The sequence below is a fragment of the Brucella tritici genome, assembly GCF_008932295.1.
Taxonomy (GTDB): Bacteria; Pseudomonadota; Alphaproteobacteria; order Rhizobiales; family Rhizobiaceae; genus Brucella; species Brucella tritici.
This window is the reverse complement of sequence record NZ_WBWA01000006.1, coordinates 197,515-222,589: the sequence shown is the minus strand read 5'-3', so window position 1 is coordinate 222,589 and position 25,075 is coordinate 197,515. Positions and strand designations below refer to the sequence as shown.

The window sequence follows — 25,075 nt, the reverse complement described above, 5'->3', positions numbered from 1 at the left end:
TTAAGCTCGGTGCGCACAAAGTTTATCGCGGGGTGGAGCAGCCCGGTAGCTCGTCAGGCTCATAACCTGAAGGCCGCAGGTTCAAATCCTGCCCCCGCAACCAAGACTTTCAAACCCCGCAGAAAAACTGCGGGGTTTTTGCGTTTAACCGCTGCAATCTTCCAACCACCCAAAATAGCGACAAACCAGCCCGCTTGAGCTATCAGACCATGTGCTTAACCAAGGAAGAAAATGGTGAACCTCGAACGCTCAATGCTCGCTGATCTCAACATATTCGTCACAATCGTGCGACGCCAGAGCATCAAACAGGCCGCTAACGAACTCGGTGTCACAACATCCGCAATCAGCCATCGTTTGCGTAAACTCGAAGCCGATCTCGGCGTCCGCCTCCTCAATCGCACAAGCCGATCCATCAAACCAACCCTAGCCGGAAAAGCTTTCGCTGAACAGTTTGCAGCCTCTCAGGACGACTTTTGGGACAGGCTCTTAGAGGTCTGCGATGTTCCGCGTATCCCGATCGTTGAGTGAATACCTTAATTTAATATATTCTAGTAAATACAAATATCTAGCAAGCAATACTTCGCGGATTGTAGTTTGACTTTTTATTATTCAGTATTGATGTCGTGCCAAGATGCACAAATAACTATTAAACTGGAGGGAAAGCTATGTTTCGTGAATTCTCCTGGTAAGTGATAGGCGACCGGAATACCCGGTCGCCTTTGCTTTGTGACGCTGTATTTCGTTGGCGGAGAGGAAAATGCAGCTTGTTGACCACCCGTTCGTGAAATTTGATCATCTGAAGCCAGTATACAACTTCACATATCCGTTGTTTCGGACAATTTCAGATAAATTCCGCGGTTATATAAATTATTCCAAGCTGATTGATTGTGACAAGGTTCCGCGGGCTCGAAGTGTTTCTCTTTATCTCCATGTTCCGTTCTGCGAAACTATCTGTTCATTTTGCCCCTTTCAAAAAGGCGCTTTTAAACATACCAGTCAAATCGACGATTATACTGACGCTCTTGTCAGAGAAATAAGTATCAAAGGTAATTTCGTTCGTTCATTGGGCGGACGTATCCGTACCATCTATATTGGCGGCGGTTCGCCATCTGTTTTAAGTATGGAGCCGTCCAGCTTGGCTCATCGACAAGTTCTTCGCTTGTTTAGTGACACAGTTTTGCGTGAATGTGGCTATGCTCCTTGCAATGGGCATTCTTAGATCAGAGATGCAAACTGCGGATTGCTTAATCTGGCAGGTATTTGTTCAGCAGATAATTTCCGCTATCACAAGTATCTACATGGCTATCATGACGACTATGTTGTTGGGTTTGGGGCTTCTGCCCAATCTATATTAGGACCGCTCATTACGCGCGCCAATCCAAATCGTAGCGACTATATCGCAGATACCAGGGAACACGGTGCGCCGAAAGTACACTACAACTGGGCACCGACGCGACAGAGTGCATCCAAGGCTCTCTGCATGCGCCTTCCCTATAGCGGGTATGTCGCCAAGGAACGCATCGACTGGAGGAATGTAGATCCGTTTGTCAGAGAAAATTTGCGACATGTCATCAAAGCCGGTCTCGTCGTTGAAGATGAGCATTGCATGCAACTCACGCGGACAGGGTGGCAATGGTACTCCGGCTTGATGTTCTATCTGCTTCCTCAAGCCGACAGAGCTGTCTTGGATGATTACGTCGCGGAAATGTTGAACGCCCCGGCTGTACTGGATGGGGCGACAGAAGTGTTTACGGCAGCCTGACGGAGATAGCGATGCATGAGATATTGTCCCATCGGCATATTCGTTATTTCTGTCTGACTGTTGTTCTTCTCGCGTTTCTCAGCGGTGCCCTGCGCACTGCCATACCTTTGCTGGCAACAAAGTCGGGTTACGGCGTTTTGGGGGTAAGCTGGTCACAGGGGCTGTTCTCTTTGGCATGGCCCCTCTTCGGCATCGTCGCGGGCATTTTGCTGGACCAGAATGACAAGGTGGTGCTCGCGGTTCGCGCACTTGCACTCTTCATTGTCGTCCACCTCATTCTGTTCCTGATGTATGCGCTCCAATTCATTCCGGTTGAGCAGATTTTCGTCTACGCAATGATCGCTGGAATCATCGTGGTTTCAGCTGAAGCTTATATGCTAACGGTCCCACCGCTCATTATGGAGGGAGACCAGCTCACCGGCTTCTATTCCATTGTGCTATTTCTGGATTTCGGCTTTTCATACTTCATCGGACCCGTTGTGACTACCGCCGTTCTAACCTCAAGCCCGCAGAGTTTTTACCTGCTGATAATCGCCGTACTGATTGCCACAGTCTGGACAGTGCAACTGGCAACCCCGGAGCTTCCACCGATAAATAAATCAAGCATCACAATTAACTACATTATGGCGGGCTTCAGATTCATTTTTTCTAATCGACAGTTAACTTCGCTGACCGTTCTGACTTTCTTTCTTTCAGTTGTATTTGGAGCTTTTTTGACTTCTTTCGTGCTTTTCGTTACGGGCGATCAGTATCTCGGATTGGATGTCAGCCAGTATGGAATTATGTTCGGCGCATATGCTGTCGGATCGATGACTGGAGCCTTGTTTGTGCGACAACTTCTCGGTTCAACATCGGTACGGACCGCTGTGTTAGCTGACGGATTAGGCACTGTTGCCCTGCTGATCGTCCCGGCCTTCTGCAACAATGCTTTGCTTGTCTGGCTCACGACTTTTCTGGCGGGGGTAGGGCTTAGTCTTTGGTTCGTTGCCGTGACGGCTTTCAGGCAACGTCTGACGCCGAGGGATCTGCTTGGCCGAACCAATTCTGCATTTCGGGTTATCGGCTATGCCGGAATGCCGATTGGTAGCTTGCTGGTCGGTGTTCTGGGTTCACTTGCATCATTACAATTCGCAGCGATCATCATAGCGGGTCTGCTCTTGTTGGCTCTCGCGATAACGCTTCCCTTGATCTGGTCTGTGGATGTTGAGCCAGAATGCCAGGAACTCGAATTCTAGTGGATTGAATTTGGCGTTTGATACCCGTCCGATATTAATCTCGGTCAAACGTCAAATTCGAAAAAACCCATTAGATTGTACTCATCTTGGGTGATGAACGGCGAACAGTGTGTCGGATATGACGCAAAGCGTGGATACGACCGTTTTAAGCCATTTCCACTAACCAAAAGATTGCTAATATGACCTTGCAAGCATGGAGGGGCTCTATCCATGAAAGGTCTGGTAGATAAATCACCGCCTGGCGTCGGTGAAAACAATGATACTTCGCACCCTGCCGACGGGGCTCGTCAGCCGTCAGAACAAAAGCCGGGCGACGATGCGCCCATGGGCGCGGAGCAACTCGACTGGCTCGTCGCGATGATCAATCACGTGCCGGATTTCATCTATGCCAAGGACCTGCAAGGCCGGTTCCTGTTCGCCAATGAGGCGGTGGTTCGCAACAACGGCCTCTCGGACATCAAGGAACTGATTGGACTGACCGACTTCGATGTTCACGGCGAAGCTGCGATCATCGCTCGCATCTCCGAGATCGAAAAGCAGGTGATGGAGAGCGGCCAGCCAGATCTCGGCTATGAAGAGCGCGCCATGCGCGGAGGAGCCGATCGCTGGCTCATGATCTCGCGGGTGCCTTTGCGGGACAGAAGCGGCAATATCATCGGCGTCGTGGGCGTTTCCCGTGATATCTCCGTCAAGAAGCGAGCTGAACGCTTCATGCAGGTTCAGGCCCGTATTCTGGAAATGACGGTGAGCGCGGTCGCCATACCGGAATTTGTCGACCAGTTGACCCGGTTGCTGGAGGGGCTTGCGGCTGGCATTCATTGCGTTGCAATGGTTACCGGCGAGACCAGTGACGATATTGTCATTTCTGCACCGTCGTTTCAGCCTTTGGCGAGCAATTTGAGGGACGGGTCTGAAACACTGTCTGCGACACGCCTTAAGGCGGCGCTGGAAGCTCTCGTTCCCGATAGCAAGACCATATTTGCTATTGATATTCCGTCTGCGGACGGTGAGGGGCATGGTGTTCTCGGCTTCGTGGTGGATGAAGAGGCTTCGGATGATCGCGGCCTTCGCGAGTTTTTGACCGCTGCCGCCGGGATGGCTGGCATCGCCATCGACCGACGCATCGCCGACGAGCGCATTCGTTATCTGGCTGAACACGATACGCTGACGGGACTGGCGAACAGGGCCTTTCTGGAACGAAAGCTTGAACGGATACTCGAACAGGCTGCCGCCCATTCTCAGCGGGTGGCTGTCGGTTTTCTTGATCTGGACCAGTTCAAGCCAGTCAACGACACACTTGGCCATGCCGCCGGAGACAAGCTCCTGCGGCAGATTGCCGGACGGATTGCGCTACTGCTGCGTGAGGGTGAGCTTGCCGGTCGCATGGGCGGGGATGAGTTCATTCTTGTCTTGCAGGCCGATGACGGGGATTTCTGCTCACGGCTGGATGAAATCAGGCGCAGGATCAGCGAGCCGGTCGAGCTTGATGGGATATTTCTGGAAGTCACCTGCAGTATCGGTGTTGCCTGTTTTCCGAGGCATGGCCGGTCGGTCACCGAACTGTTCGCGGCCGCAGATGCCGCCATGTATGATGCTAAAGCGAAGGGGCGTAACAGCGTCAGTATCTATTCCGATCAGATGTCGCGCGGCCATGCTTCGGGCGAGGACGGACAGGCTTAGCTACAGCATCACTTTCAGCCGATCCTGGCAGCCGATCCTGGCCCCCCGATCCTGGCCTTGACGAACACGTCGTAGCGCGTGCTTTTGCCGAGTATCTGATGAGAGGGTTTGCGCAGTCCGGCCATCGGCTCGGCACGCAATGGCCACTTCAACACCACGCGATTCTGCGCGGCTTCCAGCGCCACTTGCATCAGCCGTTCCGCATCCGGATCGGTACCAACGATCTCGCGGATCTGCCGCATTTCCTTCTTGACGAGCGCGCTGTTGCCGCGTGGAGGATGCATCGGGTCAACCAGCACGACCTGCGGCTTCAGTTCAGGCAGGAGCAGGCAGGAATCGCCCAGCAGAAGTGTCATGCGTGCGATGGTCTCGGCATAGCGACCGCCTTCTGCGGCTGCGCGTGCCAATCCTTCGGCGAGAAGACTATGCATCTTTTCGGAGCGCTCGATCAACGTTACCTTTGCACCCAGCGATGCCAGCAGAAAGGCATCGCGCCCGAGGCCCGCCGTCGCATCGACGATTTCCGGCATGACATCGCGGGTCAATCCGGCGGCCTTGGCGAGAGCCTGTCCGCGTCCTTCGCCGGAGCGAAACCGGTGGCCAACGGCGCCTCCGACGAAATCAACAACCAGTTCCGATGGTTCGATTTTCTGCGACATGGATGCTCTCAGAAGGGGCAGGGCGCGGTAAAGGTCACGGAGCGACCGTCGGGATGCCGGAAAGACAATTCTTCCGCGTGCAGCAGCAGGCGATCTGCGGCAGAAAGTGCTTCGCCTTCGGCGTAGAATTCATCGCCGAGGATCACGTGGCCGAGTGCCTTCATGTGTACCCGCAGCTGGTGCGTACGGCCTGTCAGCGGAAAAAGCCGCAGCCGGGTTGTGTTTTCGCCTCGATCCATAATCTGCCAGCGTGTCTGCGCGGGTTTGCCGTGATCGCAGTCGACACGATGGCGCGGCTTGTTGTCGGGATCAATCGCCAACGGCAGATCGATCAGCCCTTCGTCACCTTCGACACGCCCCCAGACCACCGCGACGTAGGACTTTTCCGTCGTCCGTGCCTCGAACTGCGAGGCGATGGCCGCATGTACCTTGCGGTTGAGCGACATCAGCACAAGGCCGGACGTGTCCTTGTCGAGACGATTAATCATCTGGGCTTGCGGAAACTTTTCCCGAACGCGCGTTGCGAGACTGTCCGACAATGCCGGGTGACGCCCCGGTACGGACAGCAAGCCGCCTGGCTTGTCGAGCACGAGAAAGCCTGGATCGCGATGAAGGATCGAGACATAGGGTTCGAGCGGCGGGTGATAGATAGGAGCAACGTCGGATGGCACAGTCATGATACGCTTCTAGCATGGTTTGCGTGATGCGGAGAAGCGTGCGCTCAATTCTGCAGCAGCAAAGGACAGACCATATGCGCCGGATGGCCGATTGTTTGTGCCGGGAAAATAAATGGCGGAGAGGGAGGGATTCGAACCCCCGATGGAGTTGCCCCCATGCCGCATTTCGAGTGCGGTGCTTTCAACCACTCAGCCACCTCTCCGCGTTATGCAGCACTGTAAAACGACCCTTGAAGAATCGCACAGTAAAGAGCATCAATAGCGAATGCCGAGCGTGCAGCGGCTCAATAACGGGCCAGCGCCGATTAGACAAGAGCTAATTTGCATTCCCTTGTGAAAATTCTTGACTTTTCTGCCGCTTCACACCTATAAGCACCAGACCTTAGGCGTGGGGTAATCCGCGCCTATTGTTTTGATTGCAGATTTCGGGCTTTACCGGGCTGCGATCAGGGGCCAAAAGCCCGCTCATCAACCGACTGATAAAAAGACGGCCCATCACTTCGACGCCAATGTCGTGGAAATGAGAGCCGGACCGAACAACCGAAAGGACAACAAATGTTCGCAGTCATCAAGACCGGTGGCAAGCAGTATCGCGTTGCCGCAAACGACCTCATCAAGGTCGAAAAAGTTGCTGGCGAAGCCGGTGACATCGTAGAATTCGCAGAAGTCCTGATGGTCGGCTCGACCATTGGTGCCCCGACCGTTGCCGGTGCTCTCGTCACCGCCGAAGTTGTCGAACAGGGCCGTGGCCGCAAGGTCATCGCGTTCAAGAAGCGCCGCCGTCAGAACTCGAAGCGCACCCGCGGTCATCGTCAGGAACTGACGACCATCCGTATCTCGGAGATCCTCACCGACGGCGCAAAGCCTTCCAAGAAGGCCGCCGAGAAGAAGGCTCCGAAGGCAGCGCCTAAGAAGGCAGCAGCCAAGGCCGAGTCGGCTGAGTAAGTAGAGAGATTAAAGGAGAACACCAATGGCACACAAAAAAGCTGGCGGTTCCTCGCGTAACGGTCGCGATTCAGAATCCAAACGCCTTGGCGTGAAGAAGTTCGGCGGCGAAGCTGTGCTCGCCGGCAACATCATCGTGCGTCAACGCGGCACGAAGTGGCATCCGGGCGCCAATGTTGGCCTCGGCAAGGACCACACGATTTTTGCAACCACGAACGGTTCTGTATCTTTCCGTACGAAAGCCAACGGCCGTACGTACGTATCGGTAGACCCGATCGCGGAAGCAGCAGAGTAAGCCGGGCACTCTCTAAAGCACCGGCGTCCCATCGGACCCGGTGCAAATGGCAGCCTAGCCAAAAGATCGAAGGGAAGATGGGGCCACCATCTTCCCTTTTTGCATCTGGAGGAACGAAAAATGGTTGTCGAAGTTCTGGAAGAAGATTGTTACGACGCAAGCAGTAGCGAAAGAAGAGACAGTTACACCGATCTGTCGCCCGGCCTGAAGCCCAGTTTGGCGACCAGTCTGGCTGATGATCTGAGCCCTGATCTGGCTTACGAATTAGACTGTCCTGTCCTCGTCACTGAAAGGCTGGTCCTGCGCCCGCCGCATGTCGAAGACGTGGATGCGATTTCCTATCTTGCCAATAACGCCCGCGTCTCCGGTATGCTTGCCCGCATGCCGCATCCATACACGCGTGAAAATGCCGTCGATTTTGTCGAGCGCGTGCGAAAAGGCGAGATGGGCAATTGCATCTACGCCATCACGCAAGCGGAAACTGGCATCTTTATGGGTTGCTGCGGCATCCATCCGCTAGATCGTGGCGGCGGGCTTGAAATCGGCTACTGGCTGGGCGAGCCCTATTGGGGGCACGGCTTTGCCACCGAGGCCGCCCACGCTCTGATCGATCTGGCTTTCCGCGCGACCGCTATCGAGCGGCTGCATGTCTCGTGCCATGCCAGCAATGGCGGCTCGCGCCGGGTGATCCACAAGTGCGGGTTCCAGTTCAGCAGCATGGGCATGGCGGATTCGCTTGCTGCAGGCAATGTGCCGGTCGAGCGCTATGTCCTTGATCGTCGCACCTGGATCGGGCTGAGAAGCTGGCAGTCATAAACAAAAGGTCCTGCGTGCCAAACCTCATAGGCCGCAGGACCAATAATAACGGGGAATGAAATGATGGATACTCACGCAATCGCACGCGAGAAGATCGTGGTGCGTGCGCTCGAAAAGGGCGATCTGCATCGTTATCGGGCTATAAGATTAAGCGCCTTGCAGCGTGCGCCAATGGCCTTCGGTTCGAGTTTCGAAGAAGAAAATGCCTATTCGGACAGCGTATTAGCGCGTCGTCTGGAACAGGTGGACGGCAATGTGGTTTTCGGTGCCTTCGACGGCGAAAGCCTGCTGGGAACGGCTGGCCTTTTCCGCCACGACCGCAAGTCCGAGCGCCATCGCGGGACGCTCTGGGGGGTCTATGTGGCCCCCGAAGCACGCGGGCTGGAACTCGGCAAGGCTCTCGTCAGTAAGGTCATCGATCATGCTGCAAAGCAGGTCCTCGTTCTGGATGCCAAGGTGGTGGCCACGAATGAAGCCGCCAAGCGCGTCTATTATGCGCTTGGTTTCAAGACTTACGGTGTCGAACCCAAGTCACTTTACGTGCAGGGCCAGTATCTGGATCAGGAATTGATCTATATCGATTTCACCGATCCGGTCTGGAAAGACAAACTCGGATGAAATCTGGCCTCCTCGACTGTTTGCAGGAGGCCGCTTTTGCTGTAATTGCAACACACCACATGCGGGCACACGCCCGCATGTAACGATATTCAGGGCGCCTGCCGCCCAAAAGCCCGCCAGAGTGCGGGCATCCAAGAAGGTTACGTTCAGATGAAGTTTCTCGATCAGGCAAAGATCTACATCCGCTCCGGCAATGGCGGTGCGGGGGCGGTTTCGTTCCGCCGCGAGAAATTTCTCGAATTCGGCGGTCCTGACGGCGGTGACGGCGGACGCGGCGGCGATGTCTGGGTCGAGGCTGTAAATGGTCTCAACACGCTGATCGACTATCGCTATCAGCAGCATTTCCGGGCCAAGACCGGCATGCATGGCATGGGTCGCAACATGACAGGCGGCAAGGGCGACGACGTTATTCTCAAGGTGCCGGTCGGCACGCAGATTTTCGAGGAAGACGACGAAACGCTGATCTGCGACATCACCGAAATCGGCCAGCGCTACCGGCTGGCCAAGGGCGGCAATGGCGGCTTCGGCAATCTGCATTTCACGACCTCGACCAATCGCGCACCGCGCCGCGCCAATCTCGGACAGGATGGCATCGAACGCACCATCTGGCTGCGCCTGAAGCTGATCGCCGATGCTGGTCTGGTCGGTCTGCCCAATGCCGGAAAGTCAACCTTCCTTGCAAGCGTGACAGCGGCCAAGCCGAAGATTGCCGATTATCCATTCACCACGCTGCATCCCAATCTTGGCGTCGCGCGTGTGGACGGTCGCGAATTCGTCATCGCCGATATTCCGGGACTGATCGAAGGTGCGAGCGAGGGTGTCGGCCTTGGTGACCGTTTCCTCGGCCATGTCGAGCGCACGCGCGTTCTGCTGCATCTGGTTTCGGCGCAGGAAGAGGATGTTGCCAAGGCCTATCAGGTCATTCGCGGCGAACTTGAAGCGTATGAGCACGGGCTTGCCGACAAGCCGGAAATTGTTGCGCTGTCGCAGATCGATACGCTTGATCCTGAAGCGCGCAAGGCCAAGGTCAAGGCGCTGAAAAAGGCATGCGGGCGCGACCCGCTGCTGCTTTCAGCCGTCAGTCATGAAGGTCTGAACGATGCTCTTCGCCAACTCGCAAGCGTCATCGATCAGAGCCGCGCCGCAGAGGCCGGCACGGCGGAAGCCGAAGAATAAGCGTCGGATTTTATTTGGGCGCGCATCTTGTCCGAAAACCGTTTCACACTTTTCGGGATGCGCTTTGGATGCGGCGAGGGGAATGAAGGCATGCTGAAGAAACTGAAAGACTATCGCCGCATCGTTGTCAAAATCGGGTCCGCCCTTCTGGTGGATCGGGCAACCGGTCTCAAGCGGGACTGGCTGGAAAGCCTCGGGCAGGACATTGCCGCTCTTCATCATGCGGGCGTCGAAGTTCTGGTGGTTTCTTCCGGTGCTATTGCACTTGGACGCACGGTTCTGGGGTTACCAAAGAAGGCGCTGAAGCTTGAGGAAAGTCAGGCTGCCGCCGCTGCAGGCCAGATCGCGCTCGCCAAGGCTTATGCCGATGTGCTCGGCGGCCATTCCATCCGTTCAGGCCAGATTCTCGTCACGCTTTCCGATACCGAGGAGCGCCGCCGCTATCTCAATGCGCGCGCGACCATCGAGATGCTGTTGAAGCTGAAGGCCGTGCCGGTCATCAACGAGAACGATACGGTGGCGACCACCGAAATCCGCTATGGTGACAATGATCGTCTGGCCGCACGTGTGGCGACCATGATGGGCGCGGACCTGCTGGTCCTGCTGTCGGATATTGACGGGCTTTATACGGCCCCGCCGCATAAGAACCCGGATGCTGCGTTTCTGCCTCTGGTCGAAACCATCACGCCGCAGATCGAGGCCATGGCCGGAGCAGCGGCGTCGGAACTGTCGCGCGGCGGCATGAAGACGAAGCTCGACGCAGGCAAGATCGCCAATGCGGCAGGGACCGCGATGATTATCACATCGGGTACGCGTTTGGGCCCGCTTTCGGCAATCGATCGTGGGGAGCGCGCAACGTTGTTTGAACCGGCGCGTGCGCCGGTCAATGCCTGGAAAACCTGGATTTCCGGTAATCTTGAACCGGCTGGCCGTTTGACGGTGGATGCCGGTGCGGCCAAGGCGCTGAAATCCGGCAAGTCGCTTTTGCCAGCGGGCGTGAAGGAAATCGACGGCCAGTTCGAGCGCGGCGATACGGTTGCTGTGATGAACGAGGACGGGCGCGAAATCGCGCGCGGACTGATCGCTTATGATGCCGAGGACGCGCGCAAGATCGCAGGCCATAAAAGCGATGAGATCAGTGAAATTCTTGGCTATGATGCTCGCGCGGCGATGATCCATCGCAATGATCTGGTTGTGCGTGCTGCCAGCAATACGGAAGCTGCATAAAGGGGGAAGAGGATGTTGAACAAAGTGGACGCCGAAACTGACATTGCAGCCATCATGGCAAAGGTTGGCCGTAAAGCTCGGCAGGCAGCGGCTCCGCTTTCCATCGCTTCGCCTCAACAGAAAAACAAAGCTTTGCTTGCCGCCGCCGATGCGATGCTTGAAGCGCTTGGCGACATTCTTGCAGCCAACAGGCTTGATCTGGCCAATGCGGAAAAGAACGGCATGGCAGCCTCTTTTGTTGACCGCCTGACGCTCGATGACGGCCGGATCAATGCGATTGCTGACGGTATCCGCGCCATTGCCGCCCTGCCTGATCCGGTAGGGGAAGTGATTGCCGAATGGGACCGTCCGAATGGCCTCCATATCGAGCGCGTGCGCACGCCGCTTGGTGTGATCGGCGTCATTTACGAAAGCCGCCCCAATGTGACCGCCGACGCCGGTGCATTGTGTCTTAAGGCTGGCAATGCCGTCATTTTGCGTGGCGGCTCGGATTCGGCACATTCGTCGGCTGCCATTCATAAAGCGCTGGTCAGGGGGCTTGAAGCTGCCAACTTGCCAGCCGATGCGATCCAGATCGTGCCGGTGACAGACCGTGCCGCTGTTGGCGAGATGCTGAAAGGTCTGGACGGTGCGATTGACGTGATCGTGCCGCGTGGTGGGAAAAGCCTTGTTGCGCGGGTTCAGTCGGAAGCGCGGGTGCCGGTCTTCGCGCATCTGGAAGGCATTTGCCATCTTTATATCGACAAGTCGGCCGATCTCGACATGGCCCGCAAGATTGCAGTCGATGCCAAGATGCGGCGCACCGGCATTTGCGGCGCGGCGGAAACGCTTCTGGTGGATCGTGCTGCGGCTTTGACCCATCTGGCGCCGATCCTTGAAGATTTGTCCGCCAAAGGCTGTGAAATTCGCGGGAACACGGATGTGCTGGCGTTCTATCCGGCGGCAAAGCCTGCAACCGAAGAGGACTGGTCGACCGAATATCTCGATGCGATCATTTCCGTTGCGCTGGTTGACGGCATTTCGGGCGCGATTGAACACATCAACCGCTATTCCTCGCATCACACCGAAGCTATCGTGACGCAGGATGCGGCAGCGGTTGCGCGGTTCTTCAACGAGATCGACTCGGCCATTCTCCTGCACAATGCCTCGACGCAATTTGCCGATGGCGGTGAGTTCGGCATGGGGGCGGAAATCGGCATCGCTACCGGCAAGATGCATGCGCGCGGGCCGGTTGGCGTGGAGCAGCTCACCTCGTTCAAATATCGTGTGCGCGGTGACGGGCAGATTCGTGGTTAGATTTGGCATGATCTTATCTGATCGAAGCGGGAGCAGAAATCAGTCCAGCGGACTGATTTTCCCGCGTAGGCGGTTCCCACTTTTCGGGATCATTCCCTGATGAAATTCGGCTTCGGGCTTTCCGCATTGAAGGAGCAATATCCTGGTGTCGATGCGCATTATCTGCGCATGCCATATGTCGAGAAGGGTATGGCGGTCGGGCTGTTCGGCGGCTCGTTCAATCCGCCGCATGGCGGGCACGCACTGGTGGCGGAAATTGCCATCCGGCGGCTCAAGCTCGACCAGCTCTGGTGGATGGTGACGCCCGGCAATCCGCTGAAGGACAGTCGCGAACTGGCACCGCTTGCCGACCGGTTGAAGCTGAGCGAGGAGATTGCATCCGACCCGCGCATCAAGGTGACGGCCCTCGAAGCGGCGTTCAATGTGCGTTATACGGCGGATACTCTCGCGCTTATCCGCGATGCCAATCCCGGCGTCCATTTTGTCTGGGTGATGGGCGCGGACAATCTTGCCTCTTTCCACCGCTGGCAGCGCTGGCGCGAGATTGCGCAGAACTTTCCGATTGCGGTTATCGACCGTCCGGGTTCGACGCTGGCTCATCTGTCGTCACGCATGGCACAGACATTCTCCGACAGCCGTGTCGATGAACAATATGCGCCGATACTGGCGCGTCGCACACCTCCGGCCTGGACCTTCATCCATGGACCGCGTTCGTCGCTCTCATCCAGCGCGATACGCAAATCCCGTACTTGATCTTGATGCTTTCATGACGATTTCGACAAGATATATGCAAAACGGGCGAATAAACTGAAAAAGTGAACGGTTTGGAAAAGCCGATACTCTTGAAACAAAACAGGGACTCTGCCTATTTTAGGGAGTGTGGTGCTTATAACTGCCACACGGCGTTGTTCTGCTGAGAAAGGGAATACACTGAGAACAGCAATTGAGAAGAAGGCTCATCACGCGCCTTCAACGGTCAGGATGGACGAGTCCAATCTCGTGTCCCAGACCTTCGACGCGGCCTTGGCCAGTCTCGAAAACTCCAAGGCAGAATCCATCATCCCCATCGACATTCGCGGAAGATCAACGATCGGCGATTATATGATCGTCGCGTCGGGCCGTTCGCATCGCCATGTGACGGCGGTTGCCGACCATCTCCTGCAGGCCCTGCGTGAAGCAGGCTGCAAGGATATACGGGTCGAAGGTCTCGAGAGTGGCGACTGGGTTCTCATCGACACCGGCGACATCATCGTCCATGTCTTCCGACCGGAAGTCCGTGATTTCTACAATCTCGAGAAGATCTGGCTCGACGAGGGTTTCGACGCGTTCGACACCGAACCTGCGCCGGGATTGGTGCACTAATTCGATGAATTGAGAGCGTCATGCGTGTGAGTGTTTTTGCCGTGGGCCGGATGAAAGCCGGCCCCGAACGGGAGCTGGTCGAGCGCTATTTCGATCGATTTTCGAAAGCTGGACCGCCATTGGGGCTTGAATTCGCCGGTGTGAGCGAAATTCCCGAAAGCCGGGGCCAGACGGCAGAGTTGCGCAAGGCCGAAGAGGCCCAACGCATCTATGAAGCTCTCGATAATGGAGCTGCCTTGATCCTGCTCGACGAGCGCGGCAAGGCGCTCGGATCGGAAGATTTTGCGGATCGCATCGGGCGGATGCGGGACGACGGCAAGCGCCAGCTCATCGTCGCCATTGGCGGGCCGGACGGCCACGATCCGGCATTGCGATCACGCGCCGACCTCGTTCTAGCGCTGGGCGAATTGACCTGGCCGCATCAGATCGCCCGCATCCTGATTGCCGAACAGCTTTATCGCGCCGCCACCATTCTGGCAGGCCATCCCTATCATCGGTCTTGAAATGCGTAATGCAGGCGTATGCAGCCGCGGTCAAGCGTCTTGGCGCTGAGGAGAACAGGGCTCGCCTTGAAGCCGGTTGCAGGAAATAGCGGTATGCCGCCGCCAATGAGTTCGGGGATGAGGTAGATTTCGATCTCGTCCAGCGCGCCGCGTTCCAGAAATGCCATTTGCAATTGCCCGCCGCCGAGCATCCAGACATCGCCATCGTCGAATGCCCGTAATTCGGTGATCAGCGCATCCACATCCTGACGTATTTCGAGCGGTCCCTTCGGGGTCTCGATCGGCCTTGACGTGACGACGATGGCTCTCTGGTCGCCATAGGCCCAGGGCGCATCGCTTTCGGCGATGAAGTCATAGGTTCCCCGGCCCATGACAACAGTGCGTATTCCTTTGATGAAGGTGCGGTAATCGTGCTCCCCCATATCTCCGCCGCTATATTTGAACAGCCAGTCTAGGTTTCCGTTCTCGGCGGCAATAAATCCGTCGAGACTGGCGGCAATGTAGCCGACAATCCTTGCCATGATGAACTCTCCTGTTGATTTATAAATAAATATACGTTTATATATCCTGTATGGCAAGAACCAAATCCGTGCCCGATGAGGCAGTGCTCGACCGATTGATGGCTGTTGTGGCGGAAGAAGGTCCCGACGGGCTTACCTTTGCGCGGGCTGCAAAGGCTGCTGGGCTTTCGGCTGCGACGCTCGTCCAGCGTTACGGCAGCAGTCAATCCATGCTTGAGGCGGTGCTGTTACGGGCGTGGGATCAGCTCGATGCGGCAACGCGTACTGCCGATGAAAATGCAGCCCTCACCCCGCAAGGCGCGATAGATCTGCTGATGGCGCTTATGCCCCCCGACACCGCGGATTATAACGCCAAAGATGGTTTGCTTCTTCTGCGCGAGGACATCCGAAACCCGGTCTTGCGGGCACGGGGTGCCGCTTGGGGCCTATATCTGGCAGGTGCGTTGGGGCGACGACTTTCCGGCGATGCGGCAAAAGCTGAACGCCTTGGCTGGCAGATGGCAAGCATCTGGCAAGGCGCGCATATCTGGTGGGCTTTCACGCGCTCCGAGCCGCCGGAGATTGCAATCCGGCGGGCACTGATGGAATGGGTGGAGACGTCGCGGTGCGCAGGCTCGCTGGATCACCATTCGTAATACGGTTCATTTCCTTGACAATACGCTGAAATCTTAGGATTGCTCCCGGCACGAAATGCATTTGGTTGGGCATAATGCATTGTTTTATTAGAATGAACTAAAGTGCTTGGGGGAAAATTGAACAGGCCTACGATTATATCGCTATCGACTATTCCGCCGCGTTTTGATCTTTTGAAGCCAACGCTGTTGTCGCTTCTGTCGCAAAGGCTGAAAGCCGAGGAAATCCGCCTCTATATACCGCACAAGTACAGGCGGTTTCCCGATTGGGATGGGCGCTTGCCTGAAGTGCCAGCCGGCATAAAAATTGTCCGTTGCGAGGAAGATCTCGGACCTGCCACCAAGGTTCTGCCAGCGGCCCGCGATCTCAAGGGGCGGGACGTGGATATTCTGTTCTGCGACGACGACAAGATTTACGATGCCAATTGGCACCAGCGTTTCAAGACGGAAGCCGCGTGCAAGCCGGGCCATTGCATTATCGAGGTCGGGGAAACATTTCCCGATATTGCCGATGCAGGCAGGTCCGCCGACCGGCTCCCGCGCAGCCGCTGGAAGCCCAAGGACTACAAGTATAGAATGAAACGCGTCGCGTCCCTGTTTCTGCATAAGCCGGACCGCAGCATGCCCGGTTATGCCGACCAGATTTCCGGCTTTGCCGGTGTGCTTGTTCATCCTGAATGGTTCGATGAGTTGTTCTACGATATTCCCGACATCATGTGGACCGTGGACGACCCCTGGATCTCCGGCCATCTTGAAAGACGCGGCATTCCGATATGGGTGATCGGGCAGAACTGCCGTCGTGCCGAAGGCAAGGGAAGCGGGGTGAGCGCTCTCCTGAACCATGTCGAGGACGGGCAGGGTCGCGTGCACGCCGACCTGTTGGTGATCGACTATTTCCGACAGCACTACGGCATCTGGAAAAAAACCGAAAAGATCGACGAAAAAGCGGCGCTACGCACCACATAGATGCGCGAAATGATGCGGCGCAGAAAAGCAGAACTCGGCCTGATCGATTCATAGGGACGGATGCGGAGGGGCCTGCTGACTGCAGTTGCCAATCTGGTTGACGCTTGGAGGAGCGGCGGCGCCGGGTTCGGCATTGCAGTCGACGGGTTTATGGTTGATGGTTCGTTAACAGGTTCGGGCTAGTTTCGGCTCTGAATTTGGCCTTGTTTCGTCCTGATAGAACACGCATGAGTCCTGTACGCTTTTTCAAAAGACCACGATTGCTTGTTTTCGCGCAGGCTGGCCTCGTTTTGGCTGGCGTGTTCGCCTGCGCGCCGTCGGTTCTTGCGCAGGAAGCCTTGCAGCAGCAGCGCGATCAGGCGGCGAGCGAATATGAAAAGCTCAGCAGCGAACTCACCGTCACAGGTGACAAGCTGAAACAGCTTGAAGACGAGGTGGCCGGGCTCAAAAAGGACCAGGCCACCATTACCGCAGCGCTGATCCAGTCGGCCAAGACCGACAAGAAGCTGCAGCAGGATATTGCCGACATTGCCGACAAGCTGGTTTCGCTGCGGGAGCAGGAAGACGGCATTCGCTCGTCGCTGCGCGCAAGGCGCGGCGTTCTGGCGGAAGTGCTGGCCGCCTTGCAGCGCATGGGGCTGAACCCGCCGCCCGCCATTCTGGTTCGGCCCGACGATGCGCTTGCTTCGGTGCGCAGCGCCGTGCTTCTGGGCGCTGTCGTGCCCGAAATGCGCGAGCAGGTGGAAGAACTGACCGGCGATCTGAAGGATATGCAGCGGGTCACCGCTTCCATCACCGAAGAACAGGAAAAGCTGAAGACGACGCGCACCGTTCAGGCCGAAGAGCAGAAACGGCAATCACTTCTTCTTGAGGAGAAGAAGAAATTGCAGTCGCAATCGGAACAGGAAATCGACGCGCAGCGCGCACGTTCGGAAGAACTGGCGGCCAAGGCAGGCAGCCTGAAAGACCTTATCGACGGGCTCGACAAGCAGATGGCAGGCGTGCGCGATGCAGCCGAAGCAGCCCGCAAGGCCGAGGCGGATCGCCTTGCAGCAGCAAGGGAAAAGGCCGGTGAATCGACGCCGGACGACACGCATCTGCGAGCCCATATCGATTTTGCCTCGCTACAGGGCAAGCTTGCTCTGCCTGCGGCTGGCAAGACCATGCGCCGCTTCGGCGACAAGGATGGCGTCGGCGGCAGCATGATGGGGCAGATTGTCGAAACCTTGCCTTCTGCCACGATTACGTCACCTTCCGATGGCGTGATACTTTATGCGGGCACTTTCCGTTCTTACGGGCAGCTCTTGATACTCGACGCGGGCAATGGATATCATGTCGTAATGGCTGGCATGGGTCGAATCGACGTATCGCAAGGCCAATTTGTACTTGCTGGAGAGCCGGTCGGCGCAATGGGAGAAAAACTTCTGGCAAGTGTTGCACCGATAGAGGTGGGCAATGGTGCGCCATTGCTTTACATTGAATTTCGAAAGGATGGAAAACCCGTCGATCCCGCCCCTTGGTGGACCGAACGGCTTTCTGGAAGGACGTGAAAATGATACGTAAACTATCGCTGCTGTTCGCCGGGGCCCTTCTGGGGGCGTCAGCCATGGTGATGGTCCAGGGCGCGCCGGCTTCCACCGCTTTTGCGGCAGGGAAAGATAGCGATGTCTACAAGGAACTGGCCCTTTTCGGCGATATTTTCGAACGGGTGCGCGCGCAATATGTGACGCCGCCGGACGACAAGAAGCTGACCGAAAGTGCGATCAACGGCATGTTGACCTCGCTCGATCCCCATTCTTCCTATCTTAACCCGGAAGCCGCGCAGGACATGCGCGTGCAGACCAAGGGTGAGTTCGGCGGTCTCGGCATCGAAGTGACGATGGACAACGATCTCGTGAAGGTCATTGCGCCGATTGACGATACGCCTGCTTCCAAGGCCGGCGTGCTGGCAGGCGATCTCATCACCAAGATTGACGGGCAGGAAGTTCGCGGGCTGACGCTGACCGATGCGGTCGACAAGATGCGCGGTGAAATCGGTTCGCCTATCGAGCTGACCATCCAGCGCCAGGGCGTCGACAAGCCGATCACGCTGAAGATCGCACGCGCCGTCATCAAGGTGAAGGCCGTCCGCTATCGCGTCGAGAATGACATCGGTTATCTGCGCGTCATCTCGTTCACCGAACAGACATCCGAAGACCTCAAGAAGGCGATCAAGGATATTCAGGACAAGATTCCTGCCGAAAAGCTCAAGGGCTTCGTGCTGGATCTTCGCCTCAATCCGGGCGGTCTGCTTGATCAGGCTGTTGCCGTTTCCGATGCCTTCCTCGACAAGGGTGAAGTCGTCTCGACCCGTGGTCGCGATCCGCAGGATGTGACCCGCTTCGATGCACGCAAGGGCGACCTGACTGACGGCAAGCCGGTCATCGTTCTCATCAATGGCGGTTCGGCCAGCGCGTCGGAAATCGTTGCCGGTGCGCTTCAGGATCATCGCCGCGCCACCGTGCTCGGCACGCAGTCCTTCGGCAAGGGCTCGGTGCAGACGATCATTCCGCTTGGCGAAAACGGTTCGCTGCGTCTGACGACGGCGCTTTATTACACGCCGTCGGGCAAGTCGATCCAGGGCAAGGGCATCACGCCTGACATCAAGGTCGATCAGCCTTTGCCGCCGGAACTGAAGGGTGAGGACGTCGTTCGCGGCGAATCCGAACTCAAGGGCCACATCAAGGGCAATGCCGAGGATGACAATGGCTCCGGTTCGTCGGCTTATGTCCCGGCTGATCCGAAGGACGACATCCAGCTCAACGAAGCCTTCAAGCTCCTGCGTGGTGAGGTGGCCAATGCTGCATTCCCGCCGGATCCGAAGAAGGGCGTGTTGAACTGATCGCTCCATGCTGGATCTGAACAGCCCGTTAGGACTGGATAAGAAACCGCAAAAGCGCGGGGGCTCACGCTCCCGCGCTTTTCGTTCGTTCATGACAGGCCTCGTCATTTTAGGTGGACTTGGTCTCGCCGGTGGCGCGGTGTTCGCCATCTGGCAGAGCAATCAGGCGGCCTTTCGCAAAACCGAAACCGCCGCCGTGGAGCCGACGCAAATTGAAGCGCCAGTCGCCAACAAGACTGAAGCCAAGCCCGTAACCGGCAATACGCCGCCGCCCGGCAGTGCGCTGCGCGGGGCAAGCGGACAGCCGGGGCCTGCCATCATCAAGGTCACGCCGGACATGCCACCCGGTATGCCAGGTGCCACCACCGGTATGGCGGAAGGCAATGTGGTCGTGGTGCAGAATACGCATCAATCCGGACAGGATAAGCGTGTCGCCCATCTGCCGGAACAGGCGCTGGTCGAGCAAAGCCCCACCGGCCCGCTGCCGGTGCGCGGAGCGGACGGACTGCGCCCGATGGATGCCTATGCAGCGGGATGGTCTGGCGCGCGTGGCGCGCGGATTGCACTCGTCATTGGTGGTCTTGGGCTGTCACAGACTGGCAGCATGGAGGCGGTCGACAAGCTTCCGCCGGAAGTCACGCTCGGATTTGCGCCGCAGGGCAACAGTTTGCAGCGCTGGATGCAGGCGGCCCGGCAAAACGGTCATGAACTTGTGCTGCAATTGCCGATGGAGCCTTTCGACTATCCGCGCGTCAATCCCGGTCGCAATACGCTGACGGTGGATGATGGGGCCAGCAAGAATCAGGCTTCCTTGCTGTGGGCGCTGTCGCGGATGACGAATTATGCCGGTGTGATGAATTATATGGGTGCGCGTTTTACATCCGAGGCAGGCGCCTTTTCGCCGGTGCTGGGCGAGATCGGAAAGCGCGGCCTTTATTATCTCGATGACGGCACCTCGGCGCGCAGTCAGGCTGACCGGATTGCGGGAAGCGATGCGGTGCCTTTCGCGGCGGCGGATATTCTGATCGATGCAGCGCAGGAGCGCGGTGCGATCCTCGATCGTCTCGATGAACTGGAGCGGACCGCGCGCGCCAATGGCAGCGCCATCGGCACCGGCTCGGCCTTTGCGGTGACCGTCGATGCAGTTGCCCAATGGGCCAATGAGGTCAAGAAGCGCGGCATTGAAATCGTGCCGGTTTCGGCGCTGGTCCGCGATCCCGAACGGCAGTAGAGTATTTCCAGTTTGAACTGAATCGTTGGAAATACTCTATCTCTTTGTTTTTACGCATTATCCTACACAAAACCGCTTCGCACTTTTGCTGGAAATGCTATAAGTTTGCATATCATGGAGAATGTCATGTCGAAGCACAAAGGTCCTGTCGATCCTGAAAGCCTGCCTTATCGCCCCTGTGTTGGACTGATGGTGCTGAACAAGGCCGGTCTGGTCTGGGCTGGCCGTCGTATCGTCATTCCGGGCGACGAGATGGATGGCGCGACCCTGCTCTGGCAGATGCCGCAGGGCGGTATCGACAAGGGCGAGGAGCCGCTCGAGGCGGCTATCCGCGAACTTTACGAGGAAACCGGCATGAAGTCGGTTTCGCTGCTTGAGGAAGCGTCGGACTGGATCAATTACGACCTGCCGCCGCATCTGGTCGGCCAGGCGCTCAAGGGCAAGTATCGCGGCCAGACGCAGAAGTGGTTTGCCTATCGTTTCGAGGGCGACGAGAGCGAAATCGCCATCAACCCGCCGCCCGGCGGACACACCGCCGAGTTCGACCGCTGGGAATGGAAGCCGATGGTCGAGCTGCCGGAACTGATCGTTCCCTTCAAGCGCAAGGTTTACGAGGAAGTTGTCGCGGCTTTCCGGCATCTGGTAGCCTGATTTAACGGGGGAGGCGCTGGCACCCCCTTGTGCCGTCGCTCAACATATAGTCAACTCGCTTCAGGCGCACCGGATGGTTGCGTTTTGAGAGGGAGAAAAACGCATGGATGTTGGAAGTCTTCTCGTATTTCTTTTCGTCGGTCTTATCGCCGGTTGGCTGGCGGGCAAGGTCGTGCAGGGTGGCGGTTTCGGCCTGATCGGCAATATCATCGTCGGCGTGATCGGCGCATTCTTTGCAGGCTGGTTGCTGCCGCGTCTCGGATTTTCCGTTGGTGGAGGGATGATTGCCTCGATCGTCAACGCCTTTATCGGCGCGGCCATCCTCCTGATTATCCTGCGCATCGTCAAACGCGCCTGACTTGTAAATATTCCTCTGAACAGGCCCGGCTTCCCGCAAGCCGGGTTTCTGCATTCCCAAGTTCAATCCCATGACACCGAATTCCAAACTTTCGCTCGGTCTTGTTCTCACTGCATCAGCCGGTTTCGTCGATGCGATTGCTTTCCTGCAACTGGGCGGTTTCTTCGCATCCTTCATGAGCGGCAACACCACGCAGCTTGGTGTTGCACTCGCGGGACAGCCCGGCGTGCAGGGCGAAGTGCTGGTCTGGTTTCCCGCGATCCTGATCGTGCTGTTCTTTTCCGGCGCCTTCTTCGGCACGCTTGCAGTGCGCGCTTACGGGCGATGGGGCAGTCTCTATGTGATGGCGAGCGTGGTGGCGATCCTGCTGCTGGTCGGCGTGCTGCGGCGCGAGGGTGCATTGCTGGTCCAGCCGGTGCTGCTGCTTGCCGCAGCCATGGGCGCGCAGAATGCTGCGGTGCAGCCTATCGGGGCTGCGCGTCTCGGCGTGACCTATGTGACCGGCACGCTTTTCAACGCTGCCGCCGATCTTGCCTGTTCGCTGCGCGGTGAAACGCCGAAATGGCGCTGGCTGCAGCATGTGGCGGTCTGGCTGTCCCTGATGCTGGGCGCTGTCGGCGGCGGTCTCGGTCACTATTTCATCGGCCTCGACGCCTTGTTCGTTCCGGCTGCGATGATCGTCGGCGTCATGGTTGCCTATATGCGGCTTAATTGAAGAGCGATTTCTCGCTTTCCACCAGTTCAGAAATCAGCGCCGATATGGCGGTGACGCGCCGCAATGTGCGGGCGGATTCGTGATAAGCGAGCCAGTAGGCGCGGCGGATCACCTGGTCCGGCAGAATGGGCACGAGATCGGGATCGGCGCGGGCGATGAAGGCGTGCAATATGCCGATGCCTGCACCAGCCCGCACGGCCTCGACCTGCCCAAGCGCGCTCGACACTTCGAAGGCCGGTTTCCAGTCGCGGCTGATTTCCGGCGCATAGGCCAGCGACGGGTTGATGACGAGATCTTCCACATAGCCGATGAGCCGGTGCCGGGCGAGATCGTCGGTGTTTTCCGGCGTGCCGTTCGCCTCCAGATAGCTGCGATGCGCATAGAGACCAAGCGTATAATCGACGAGCCTGCGCGCGATCAGCCTGCCTTGTTCCGGACGTTCGACCGTAATCGCGATATCGGCTTCGCGGCGTGACAGCGAAAACGAGCGCGGCACCGGCACAAGCTGGATGGTCAGGTCTGGATATTTCTGTGTCAGCCGCGCCAGCCGGGGCGCCAGGAAATTCACGCCGAACCCGTCTGGCGCCCCGATACGCACCGTGCCGGATACCGCAATATCCGCATTGCCGACATGCGAGCGGGCGGAAAGCATTTCGGCTTCCATGCGTTCGGCGGCAAGCAGAAACTCTTCGCCTGCCTGTGTCAGCGTCGAACCGTTGGTGCGGCGGGTCAAAAGCGTGGTGGACAGCGCCGTTTCAAGCGCGGTGAGCCGTCTGGCAACCGTGGTGTGGTTCAGGCCGAGCCTTTTGGCCGCGCCCAGAATCTGGCCAGAGCGCGCAACAGCGAGAAAAATCCGAATATCGTCCCAGTTCATGATGTTCTCTATCCATGCATGATCTTGCCCGAAAGCCGCTCCGCACTTTTCAGGATCATGGTCTTTTGCTTGAACATGATCTTGTCCGAAAACCGTTTCACACTTTTCGGGATCATGTTTCCAATTACTATAAAATTTGCACAACGGATACGCTTTTCATCGCCTTGCAATCACGAATTTGCAGAGTCAAGATAATGTCAACGATGGGAGCCGCGTGGCTCCTCAAAGCGATCATCAGGGAGGTTCTTCGATGCGCAATATCGGACATTTCATCGGCGGCAAGCATGTGGCAGGCAAGAGCGGCCGCACGGCGGACGTTTTCCAGCCGCTCGACGGCTCGGTGCAGGGCAAGGTGGCGCTCGCCACCAAGGAAGAAGTGCGCGCGGCGGTCGAAAACGCCAAGGCGGCACAGCCAGCCTGGGCAGCGACCAACCCGCAGCGCCGCGTCCGCATCCTGCGCAAGTTCATCGAACTCGTCGAAGCTGAATATGACAGCCTGGCCGAATTGCTGGCCCGCGAACACGGCAAGACCATTGCCGACGCCAAGGGCGACATCCAGCGCGGCCTCGAAGTGGTGGAAGTCTGCCTCGGTGCGGCTCACATGCTGAAAGGTGAGTTCACCGATAACGCCGGTACGAACATCGACACCTATTCGATGCGCCAGCCGCTCGGCGTCGTTGCAGGCATTACGCCATTCAACTTCCCGGCCATGATCCCGCTCTGGAAGGCCGGTCCGGCGATTGCCTGCGGCAATGCCTTCATCCTGAAGCCGTCCGAACGCGATCCGGGCGTACCGATGCGCCTTGCCGAACTGTTCATGGAAGCCGGTCTTCCGGCAGGCATTTTCAACGTCGTCAATGGCGACAAGGAATCGGTCGATGCGCTGCTCGACGATCCTGACGTCCAGGCCATCGGCTTTGTCGGCTCCACGCCGATTGCCCAGTACATCTATGGCCGCGGCTGCTCGAACGGCAAGCGCGTGCAGTGCTTCGGCGGTGCGAAGAACCACCTTCTCATCATGCCGGATGCCGACATGGACCAGACCGTCGATGCGCTGATCGGCGCGGGCTACGGTTCGGCTGGCGAACGCTGCATGGCGATCTCGGTTGCGGTTCCGGTCGGTGAAGACACTGCCAATCGTCTGATGGAAAAGCTCATTCCACGTGTTGAATCGCTGAAGATCGGCACCTCCACCGACAATTCCGCCGATTACGGCCCGCTGGTCACCAAGGCTGCACTCGACCGCGTGCGCGGCTATGTGGATCTGGGTGTTGAAGAAGGTGCGAAGCTGGTCGTCGATGGCCGCAACTTCAAGATGCAGGGCTATGAAGATGGCTTCTACATGGGTGGCTGCCTGTTCGACAACGTGACCAAGGACATGCGCATCTACAAGGAAGAAATCTTCGGTCCGGTTCTCTCGGTCGTACGTGCCAAGAACTACGAGGAAGCGCTGGCTCTGCCGAATGATCATGAATATGGCAACGGCGTTGCGATCTTCACCCGTGACGGTGATGCAGCCCGCGATTTCGCCAGCCGCGTGCAGGTCGGCATGGTCGGCATCAATGTGCCGATCCCGGTTCCGATCGCTTATTACACCTTCGGTGGCTGGAAGGCTTCCGGCTTCGGCGATCTCAACCAGCACGGCCCGGATGCATTCCGTTTCTACACCAAGACCAAGACCGTCACCTCGCGCTGGCCGTCTGGCGTCAAGGATGGTGCGGAATTCGTCATCCCGACGATGAAGTAACGCCAGACGCTTTCTTGCTTGCACGTCCTCGCTTTGCTGCGGGCGCGCGGCATGGCGTCAAAGACGGTGCCGAATTCGTCATCCCGACGATGAAGTAATAGGCAGCCTTACTGTCCCCCAAGCGAAACCCCGCCCTTGTGGCGGGGTTTTTATTTGTATCCAGCCGTCGATGACGGCGCAGAGTTGGTCATTATCGACAATGAAGCAGGCGCGACGTCTGGCACCTCATCCTGAGGAGGCGCGAAGCG

General features: G+C 57.5%; 28 protein-coding genes and 2 tRNA genes. 25 read left to right on the top strand and 5 right to left on the bottom strand.

Translation table 11 applies throughout. The annotated features are described in order from the left end of the window. The first annotated feature begins 26 nt into the window (after positions 1-26). The 6 genes from F9K91_RS09250 to F9K91_RS09230 all read left to right on the top strand — a co-directional run bounded on the left by F9K91_RS09250 (position 27) and on the right by F9K91_RS09230 (position 4,677). Positions 27-103: transfer RNA gene (locus F9K91_RS09250), tRNA-Met, on the top strand. 128 nt (positions 104-231) lie between these two features. After that, complete coding sequence (locus F9K91_RS09245; protein ID WP_235912843.1) at positions 232-528, top strand: LysR family transcriptional regulator; 297 nt, start codon at positions 232-234, stop codon at positions 526-528. A gap of 229 nt (positions 529-757) precedes the next feature. After that, on the top strand, positions 758-1,219 hold the full coding sequence (locus F9K91_RS26310; protein ID WP_235912842.1) for a hypothetical protein: 462 nt from the start codon (positions 758-760) through the stop codon (positions 1,217-1,219). A 21-nt stretch (positions 1,220-1,240) separates the two neighbouring features. Next, positions 1,241-1,762, top strand: a complete 522-nt coding sequence (locus tag F9K91_RS26305) for a hypothetical protein (protein ID WP_235912840.1) — start codon at positions 1,241-1,243, stop codon at positions 1,760-1,762. A gap of 11 nt (positions 1,763-1,773) precedes the next feature. Continuing rightward, complete coding sequence (locus tag F9K91_RS09235) at positions 1,774-2,997, top strand: MFS transporter (RefSeq protein WP_151677664.1); 1,224 nt, start codon at positions 1,774-1,776, stop codon at positions 2,995-2,997. A gap of 210 nt (positions 2,998-3,207) precedes the next feature. Continuing rightward, the gene (locus tag F9K91_RS09230; RefSeq protein WP_151677663.1) at positions 3,208-4,677 is read left to right on the top strand and encodes a GGDEF domain-containing protein; all 1,470 of its coding nucleotides are present in this window, start codon (positions 3,208-3,210) and stop codon (positions 4,675-4,677) included. 14 nt (positions 4,678-4,691) lie between these two features. On the opposite strand, the gene F9K91_RS09225 is transcribed toward F9K91_RS09230, so the two are convergent. From F9K91_RS09225 to F9K91_RS09215, 3 genes are all read right to left on the bottom strand, one after another. Then, the gene (locus F9K91_RS09225) at positions 4,692-5,336 is read right to left on the bottom strand and encodes a class I SAM-dependent methyltransferase (RefSeq protein WP_151677662.1); all 645 of its coding nucleotides are present in this window, start codon (positions 5,334-5,336) and stop codon (positions 4,692-4,694) included. Positions 5,337-5,344: 8 nt separating this feature from the next. After that, positions 5,345-6,013, bottom strand: coding sequence for a pseudouridine synthase (locus F9K91_RS09220; RefSeq protein ID WP_151677661.1), 669 nt, complete (start codon positions 6,011-6,013; stop codon positions 5,345-5,347). A gap of 113 nt (positions 6,014-6,126) precedes the next feature. Then, positions 6,127-6,216: transfer RNA gene (locus tag F9K91_RS09215), tRNA-Ser, on the bottom strand. 352 nt (positions 6,217-6,568) lie between these two features. Here F9K91_RS09215 and rplU point away from each other — a divergent pair. From rplU to rlmH, 10 genes are all read left to right on the top strand, one after another. Further along, positions 6,569-6,958, top strand: a complete 390-nt coding sequence (gene rplU, locus F9K91_RS09210; RefSeq protein WP_061347925.1) for a 50S ribosomal protein L21 — start codon at positions 6,569-6,571, stop codon at positions 6,956-6,958. Between the two features lie 25 nt (positions 6,959-6,983). After that, positions 6,984-7,253 (top strand): 50S ribosomal protein L27, encoded by a 270-nt coding sequence (gene rpmA / locus F9K91_RS09205; protein ID WP_010661520.1) that lies wholly within the window; start codon positions 6,984-6,986, stop codon positions 7,251-7,253. A 120-nt stretch (positions 7,254-7,373) separates the two neighbouring features. Beyond that, positions 7,374-8,069 (top strand): GNAT family N-acetyltransferase, encoded by a 696-nt coding sequence (locus tag F9K91_RS09200; RefSeq protein WP_151555934.1) that lies wholly within the window; start codon positions 7,374-7,376, stop codon positions 8,067-8,069. A 60-nt stretch (positions 8,070-8,129) separates the two neighbouring features. Next, complete coding sequence (locus F9K91_RS09195; RefSeq protein WP_151677660.1) at positions 8,130-8,687, top strand: GNAT family N-acetyltransferase; 558 nt, start codon at positions 8,130-8,132, stop codon at positions 8,685-8,687. Between the two features lie 150 nt (positions 8,688-8,837). Further along, the gene (gene obgE / locus F9K91_RS09190) at positions 8,838-9,863 is read left to right on the top strand and encodes a GTPase ObgE (protein ID WP_151677659.1); all 1,026 of its coding nucleotides are present in this window, start codon (positions 8,838-8,840) and stop codon (positions 9,861-9,863) included. 90 nt (positions 9,864-9,953) lie between these two features. Next, complete coding sequence (gene proB / locus F9K91_RS09185; RefSeq protein ID WP_151677658.1) at positions 9,954-11,090, top strand: glutamate 5-kinase; 1,137 nt, start codon at positions 9,954-9,956, stop codon at positions 11,088-11,090. A 12-nt stretch (positions 11,091-11,102) separates the two neighbouring features. Then, the gene (locus tag F9K91_RS09180; protein WP_151677657.1) at positions 11,103-12,386 is read left to right on the top strand and encodes a glutamate-5-semialdehyde dehydrogenase; all 1,284 of its coding nucleotides are present in this window, start codon (positions 11,103-11,105) and stop codon (positions 12,384-12,386) included. A gap of 99 nt (positions 12,387-12,485) precedes the next feature. Next, a complete protein-coding gene (locus tag F9K91_RS09175) occupies positions 12,486-13,139 on the top strand; it encodes a nicotinate-nucleotide adenylyltransferase (protein WP_151677656.1) in 654 nt (217 codons plus the stop codon). Between the two features lie 228 nt (positions 13,140-13,367). After that, entirely contained in the window at positions 13,368-13,748 is a 381-nt protein-coding gene (rsfS, locus tag F9K91_RS09170; RefSeq protein ID WP_151677655.1) for a ribosome silencing factor, read from the top strand. A 20-nt stretch (positions 13,749-13,768) separates the two neighbouring features. Continuing rightward, positions 13,769-14,251, top strand: a complete 483-nt coding sequence (gene rlmH, locus F9K91_RS09165) for a 23S rRNA (pseudouridine(1915)-N(3))-methyltransferase RlmH (RefSeq protein ID WP_151555930.1) — start codon at positions 13,769-13,771, stop codon at positions 14,249-14,251. Here rlmH and F9K91_RS09160 read toward each other — a convergent pair. Next, positions 14,239-14,772 (bottom strand): dihydrofolate reductase family protein, encoded by a 534-nt coding sequence (locus F9K91_RS09160; protein WP_151555929.1) that lies wholly within the window; start codon positions 14,770-14,772, stop codon positions 14,239-14,241. The genes rlmH and F9K91_RS09160 overlap by 13 nt on opposite strands. A gap of 50 nt (positions 14,773-14,822) precedes the next feature. Between F9K91_RS09160 and F9K91_RS09155 the strand changes: the two genes are divergently transcribed. From F9K91_RS09155 to F9K91_RS09120, 8 genes are all read left to right on the top strand, one after another. Beyond that, the gene (locus F9K91_RS09155) at positions 14,823-15,407 is read left to right on the top strand and encodes a TetR family transcriptional regulator (RefSeq protein ID WP_151652323.1); all 585 of its coding nucleotides are present in this window, start codon (positions 14,823-14,825) and stop codon (positions 15,405-15,407) included. Positions 15,408-15,524: 117 nt separating this feature from the next. Then, entirely contained in the window at positions 15,525-16,370 is an 846-nt protein-coding gene (locus tag F9K91_RS09150) for a glycosyltransferase family 2 protein (protein ID WP_151677654.1), read from the top strand. A 227-nt stretch (positions 16,371-16,597) separates the two neighbouring features. Next, a complete protein-coding gene (locus F9K91_RS09145; RefSeq protein ID WP_151555926.1) occupies positions 16,598-17,920 on the top strand; it encodes a murein hydrolase activator EnvC family protein in 1,323 nt (440 codons plus the stop codon). A gap of 2 nt (positions 17,921-17,922) precedes the next feature. Then, positions 17,923-19,251, top strand: coding sequence for a S41 family peptidase (locus F9K91_RS09140; protein WP_151555925.1), 1,329 nt, complete (start codon positions 17,923-17,925; stop codon positions 19,249-19,251). A 7-nt stretch (positions 19,252-19,258) separates the two neighbouring features. Beyond that, positions 19,259-20,482 carry a divergent polysaccharide deacetylase family protein gene (locus tag F9K91_RS09135; RefSeq protein WP_151652326.1) on the top strand — a complete coding sequence of 408 codons (1,224 nt, stop codon included), beginning with the start codon at positions 19,259-19,261 and terminating at the stop codon, positions 20,480-20,482. A gap of 126 nt (positions 20,483-20,608) precedes the next feature. After that, positions 20,609-21,133 carry an RNA pyrophosphohydrolase gene (locus F9K91_RS09130; RefSeq protein WP_151652327.1) on the top strand — a complete coding sequence of 175 codons (525 nt, stop codon included), beginning with the start codon at positions 20,609-20,611 and terminating at the stop codon, positions 21,131-21,133. A 103-nt stretch (positions 21,134-21,236) separates the two neighbouring features. Next, positions 21,237-21,491, top strand: coding sequence for a GlsB/YeaQ/YmgE family stress response membrane protein (locus F9K91_RS09125; protein WP_012091232.1), 255 nt, complete (start codon positions 21,237-21,239; stop codon positions 21,489-21,491). A 70-nt stretch (positions 21,492-21,561) separates the two neighbouring features. Next, on the top strand, positions 21,562-22,206 hold the full coding sequence (locus tag F9K91_RS09120; RefSeq protein WP_151652328.1) for a YoaK family protein: 645 nt from the start codon (positions 21,562-21,564) through the stop codon (positions 22,204-22,206). Here the strand turns inward: F9K91_RS09120 and F9K91_RS09115 are convergent. After that, positions 22,199-23,080 (bottom strand): LysR family transcriptional regulator, encoded by an 882-nt coding sequence (locus tag F9K91_RS09115; protein ID WP_151652329.1) that lies wholly within the window; start codon positions 23,078-23,080, stop codon positions 22,199-22,201. The two genes, F9K91_RS09120 and F9K91_RS09115, sit on opposite strands and share 8 nt — an antisense overlap. A 250-nt stretch (positions 23,081-23,330) precedes the next feature. Here F9K91_RS09115 and F9K91_RS09110 point away from each other — a divergent pair, with 250 nt between their 5' ends. After that, positions 23,331-24,827, top strand: a complete 1,497-nt coding sequence (locus F9K91_RS09110) for a CoA-acylating methylmalonate-semialdehyde dehydrogenase (protein ID WP_151555922.1) — start codon at positions 23,331-23,333, stop codon at positions 24,825-24,827. Positions 24,828-25,075: the final 248 nt, after the last annotated feature.

Excerpts from the sequence above, each read along its gene's own strand:
- F9K91_RS09245 (WP_235912843.1), top strand. The coding sequence starts at position 232 with ATGGTGAACCTCGAACGCTCAATGCTCGCTGATCTCAACATATTCGTC.
- F9K91_RS26310 (WP_235912842.1), top strand. The coding sequence starts at position 758 with ATGCAGCTTGTTGACCACCCGTTCGTGAAATTTGATCATCTGAAGCCA.
- F9K91_RS09235 (WP_151677664.1), top strand. The coding sequence starts at position 1,774 with ATGCATGAGATATTGTCCCATCGGCATATTCGTTATTTCTGTCTGACT.
- F9K91_RS09230 (WP_151677663.1), top strand. The coding sequence starts at position 3,208 with ATGAAAGGTCTGGTAGATAAATCACCGCCTGGCGTCGGTGAAAACAAT.
- F9K91_RS09225 (WP_151677662.1), bottom strand. The coding sequence starts at position 5,336 with ATGTCGCAGAAAATCGAACCATCGGAACTGGTTGTTGATTTCGTCGGA.
- F9K91_RS09220 (WP_151677661.1), bottom strand. The coding sequence starts at position 6,013 with ATGACTGTGCCATCCGACGTTGCTCCTATCTATCACCCGCCGCTCGAA.
- rplU (WP_061347925.1), top strand. The coding sequence starts at position 6,569 with ATGTTCGCAGTCATCAAGACCGGTGGCAAGCAGTATCGCGTTGCCGCA.
- rpmA (WP_010661520.1), top strand. The coding sequence starts at position 6,984 with ATGGCACACAAAAAAGCTGGCGGTTCCTCGCGTAACGGTCGCGATTCA.
- F9K91_RS09200 (WP_151555934.1), top strand. The coding sequence starts at position 7,374 with ATGGTTGTCGAAGTTCTGGAAGAAGATTGTTACGACGCAAGCAGTAGC.
- F9K91_RS09195 (WP_151677660.1), top strand. The coding sequence starts at position 8,130 with ATGATGGATACTCACGCAATCGCACGCGAGAAGATCGTGGTGCGTGCG.
- obgE (WP_151677659.1), top strand. The coding sequence starts at position 8,838 with ATGAAGTTTCTCGATCAGGCAAAGATCTACATCCGCTCCGGCAATGGC.
- proB (WP_151677658.1), top strand. The coding sequence starts at position 9,954 with ATGCTGAAGAAACTGAAAGACTATCGCCGCATCGTTGTCAAAATCGGG.
- F9K91_RS09180 (WP_151677657.1), top strand. The coding sequence starts at position 11,103 with ATGTTGAACAAAGTGGACGCCGAAACTGACATTGCAGCCATCATGGCA.
- F9K91_RS09175 (WP_151677656.1), top strand. The coding sequence starts at position 12,486 with ATGAAATTCGGCTTCGGGCTTTCCGCATTGAAGGAGCAATATCCTGGT.
- rsfS (WP_151677655.1), top strand. The coding sequence starts at position 13,368 with ATGGACGAGTCCAATCTCGTGTCCCAGACCTTCGACGCGGCCTTGGCC.
- rlmH (WP_151555930.1), top strand. The coding sequence starts at position 13,769 with ATGCGTGTGAGTGTTTTTGCCGTGGGCCGGATGAAAGCCGGCCCCGAA.
- F9K91_RS09160 (WP_151555929.1), bottom strand. The coding sequence starts at position 14,772 with ATGGCAAGGATTGTCGGCTACATTGCCGCCAGTCTCGACGGATTTATT.
- F9K91_RS09155 (WP_151652323.1), top strand. The coding sequence starts at position 14,823 with ATGGCAAGAACCAAATCCGTGCCCGATGAGGCAGTGCTCGACCGATTG.
- F9K91_RS09145 (WP_151555926.1), top strand. The coding sequence starts at position 16,598 with ATGAGTCCTGTACGCTTTTTCAAAAGACCACGATTGCTTGTTTTCGCG.
- F9K91_RS09140 (WP_151555925.1), top strand. The coding sequence starts at position 17,923 with ATGATACGTAAACTATCGCTGCTGTTCGCCGGGGCCCTTCTGGGGGCG.
- F9K91_RS09135 (WP_151652326.1), top strand. The coding sequence starts at position 19,259 with ATGCTGGATCTGAACAGCCCGTTAGGACTGGATAAGAAACCGCAAAAG.
- F9K91_RS09130 (WP_151652327.1), top strand. The coding sequence starts at position 20,609 with ATGTCGAAGCACAAAGGTCCTGTCGATCCTGAAAGCCTGCCTTATCGC.
- F9K91_RS09125 (WP_012091232.1), top strand. The coding sequence starts at position 21,237 with ATGGATGTTGGAAGTCTTCTCGTATTTCTTTTCGTCGGTCTTATCGCC.
- F9K91_RS09120 (WP_151652328.1), top strand. The coding sequence starts at position 21,562 with ATGACACCGAATTCCAAACTTTCGCTCGGTCTTGTTCTCACTGCATCA.
- F9K91_RS09115 (WP_151652329.1), bottom strand. The coding sequence starts at position 23,080 with ATGAACTGGGACGATATTCGGATTTTTCTCGCTGTTGCGCGCTCTGGC.
- F9K91_RS09110 (WP_151555922.1), top strand. The coding sequence starts at position 23,331 with ATGCGCAATATCGGACATTTCATCGGCGGCAAGCATGTGGCAGGCAAG.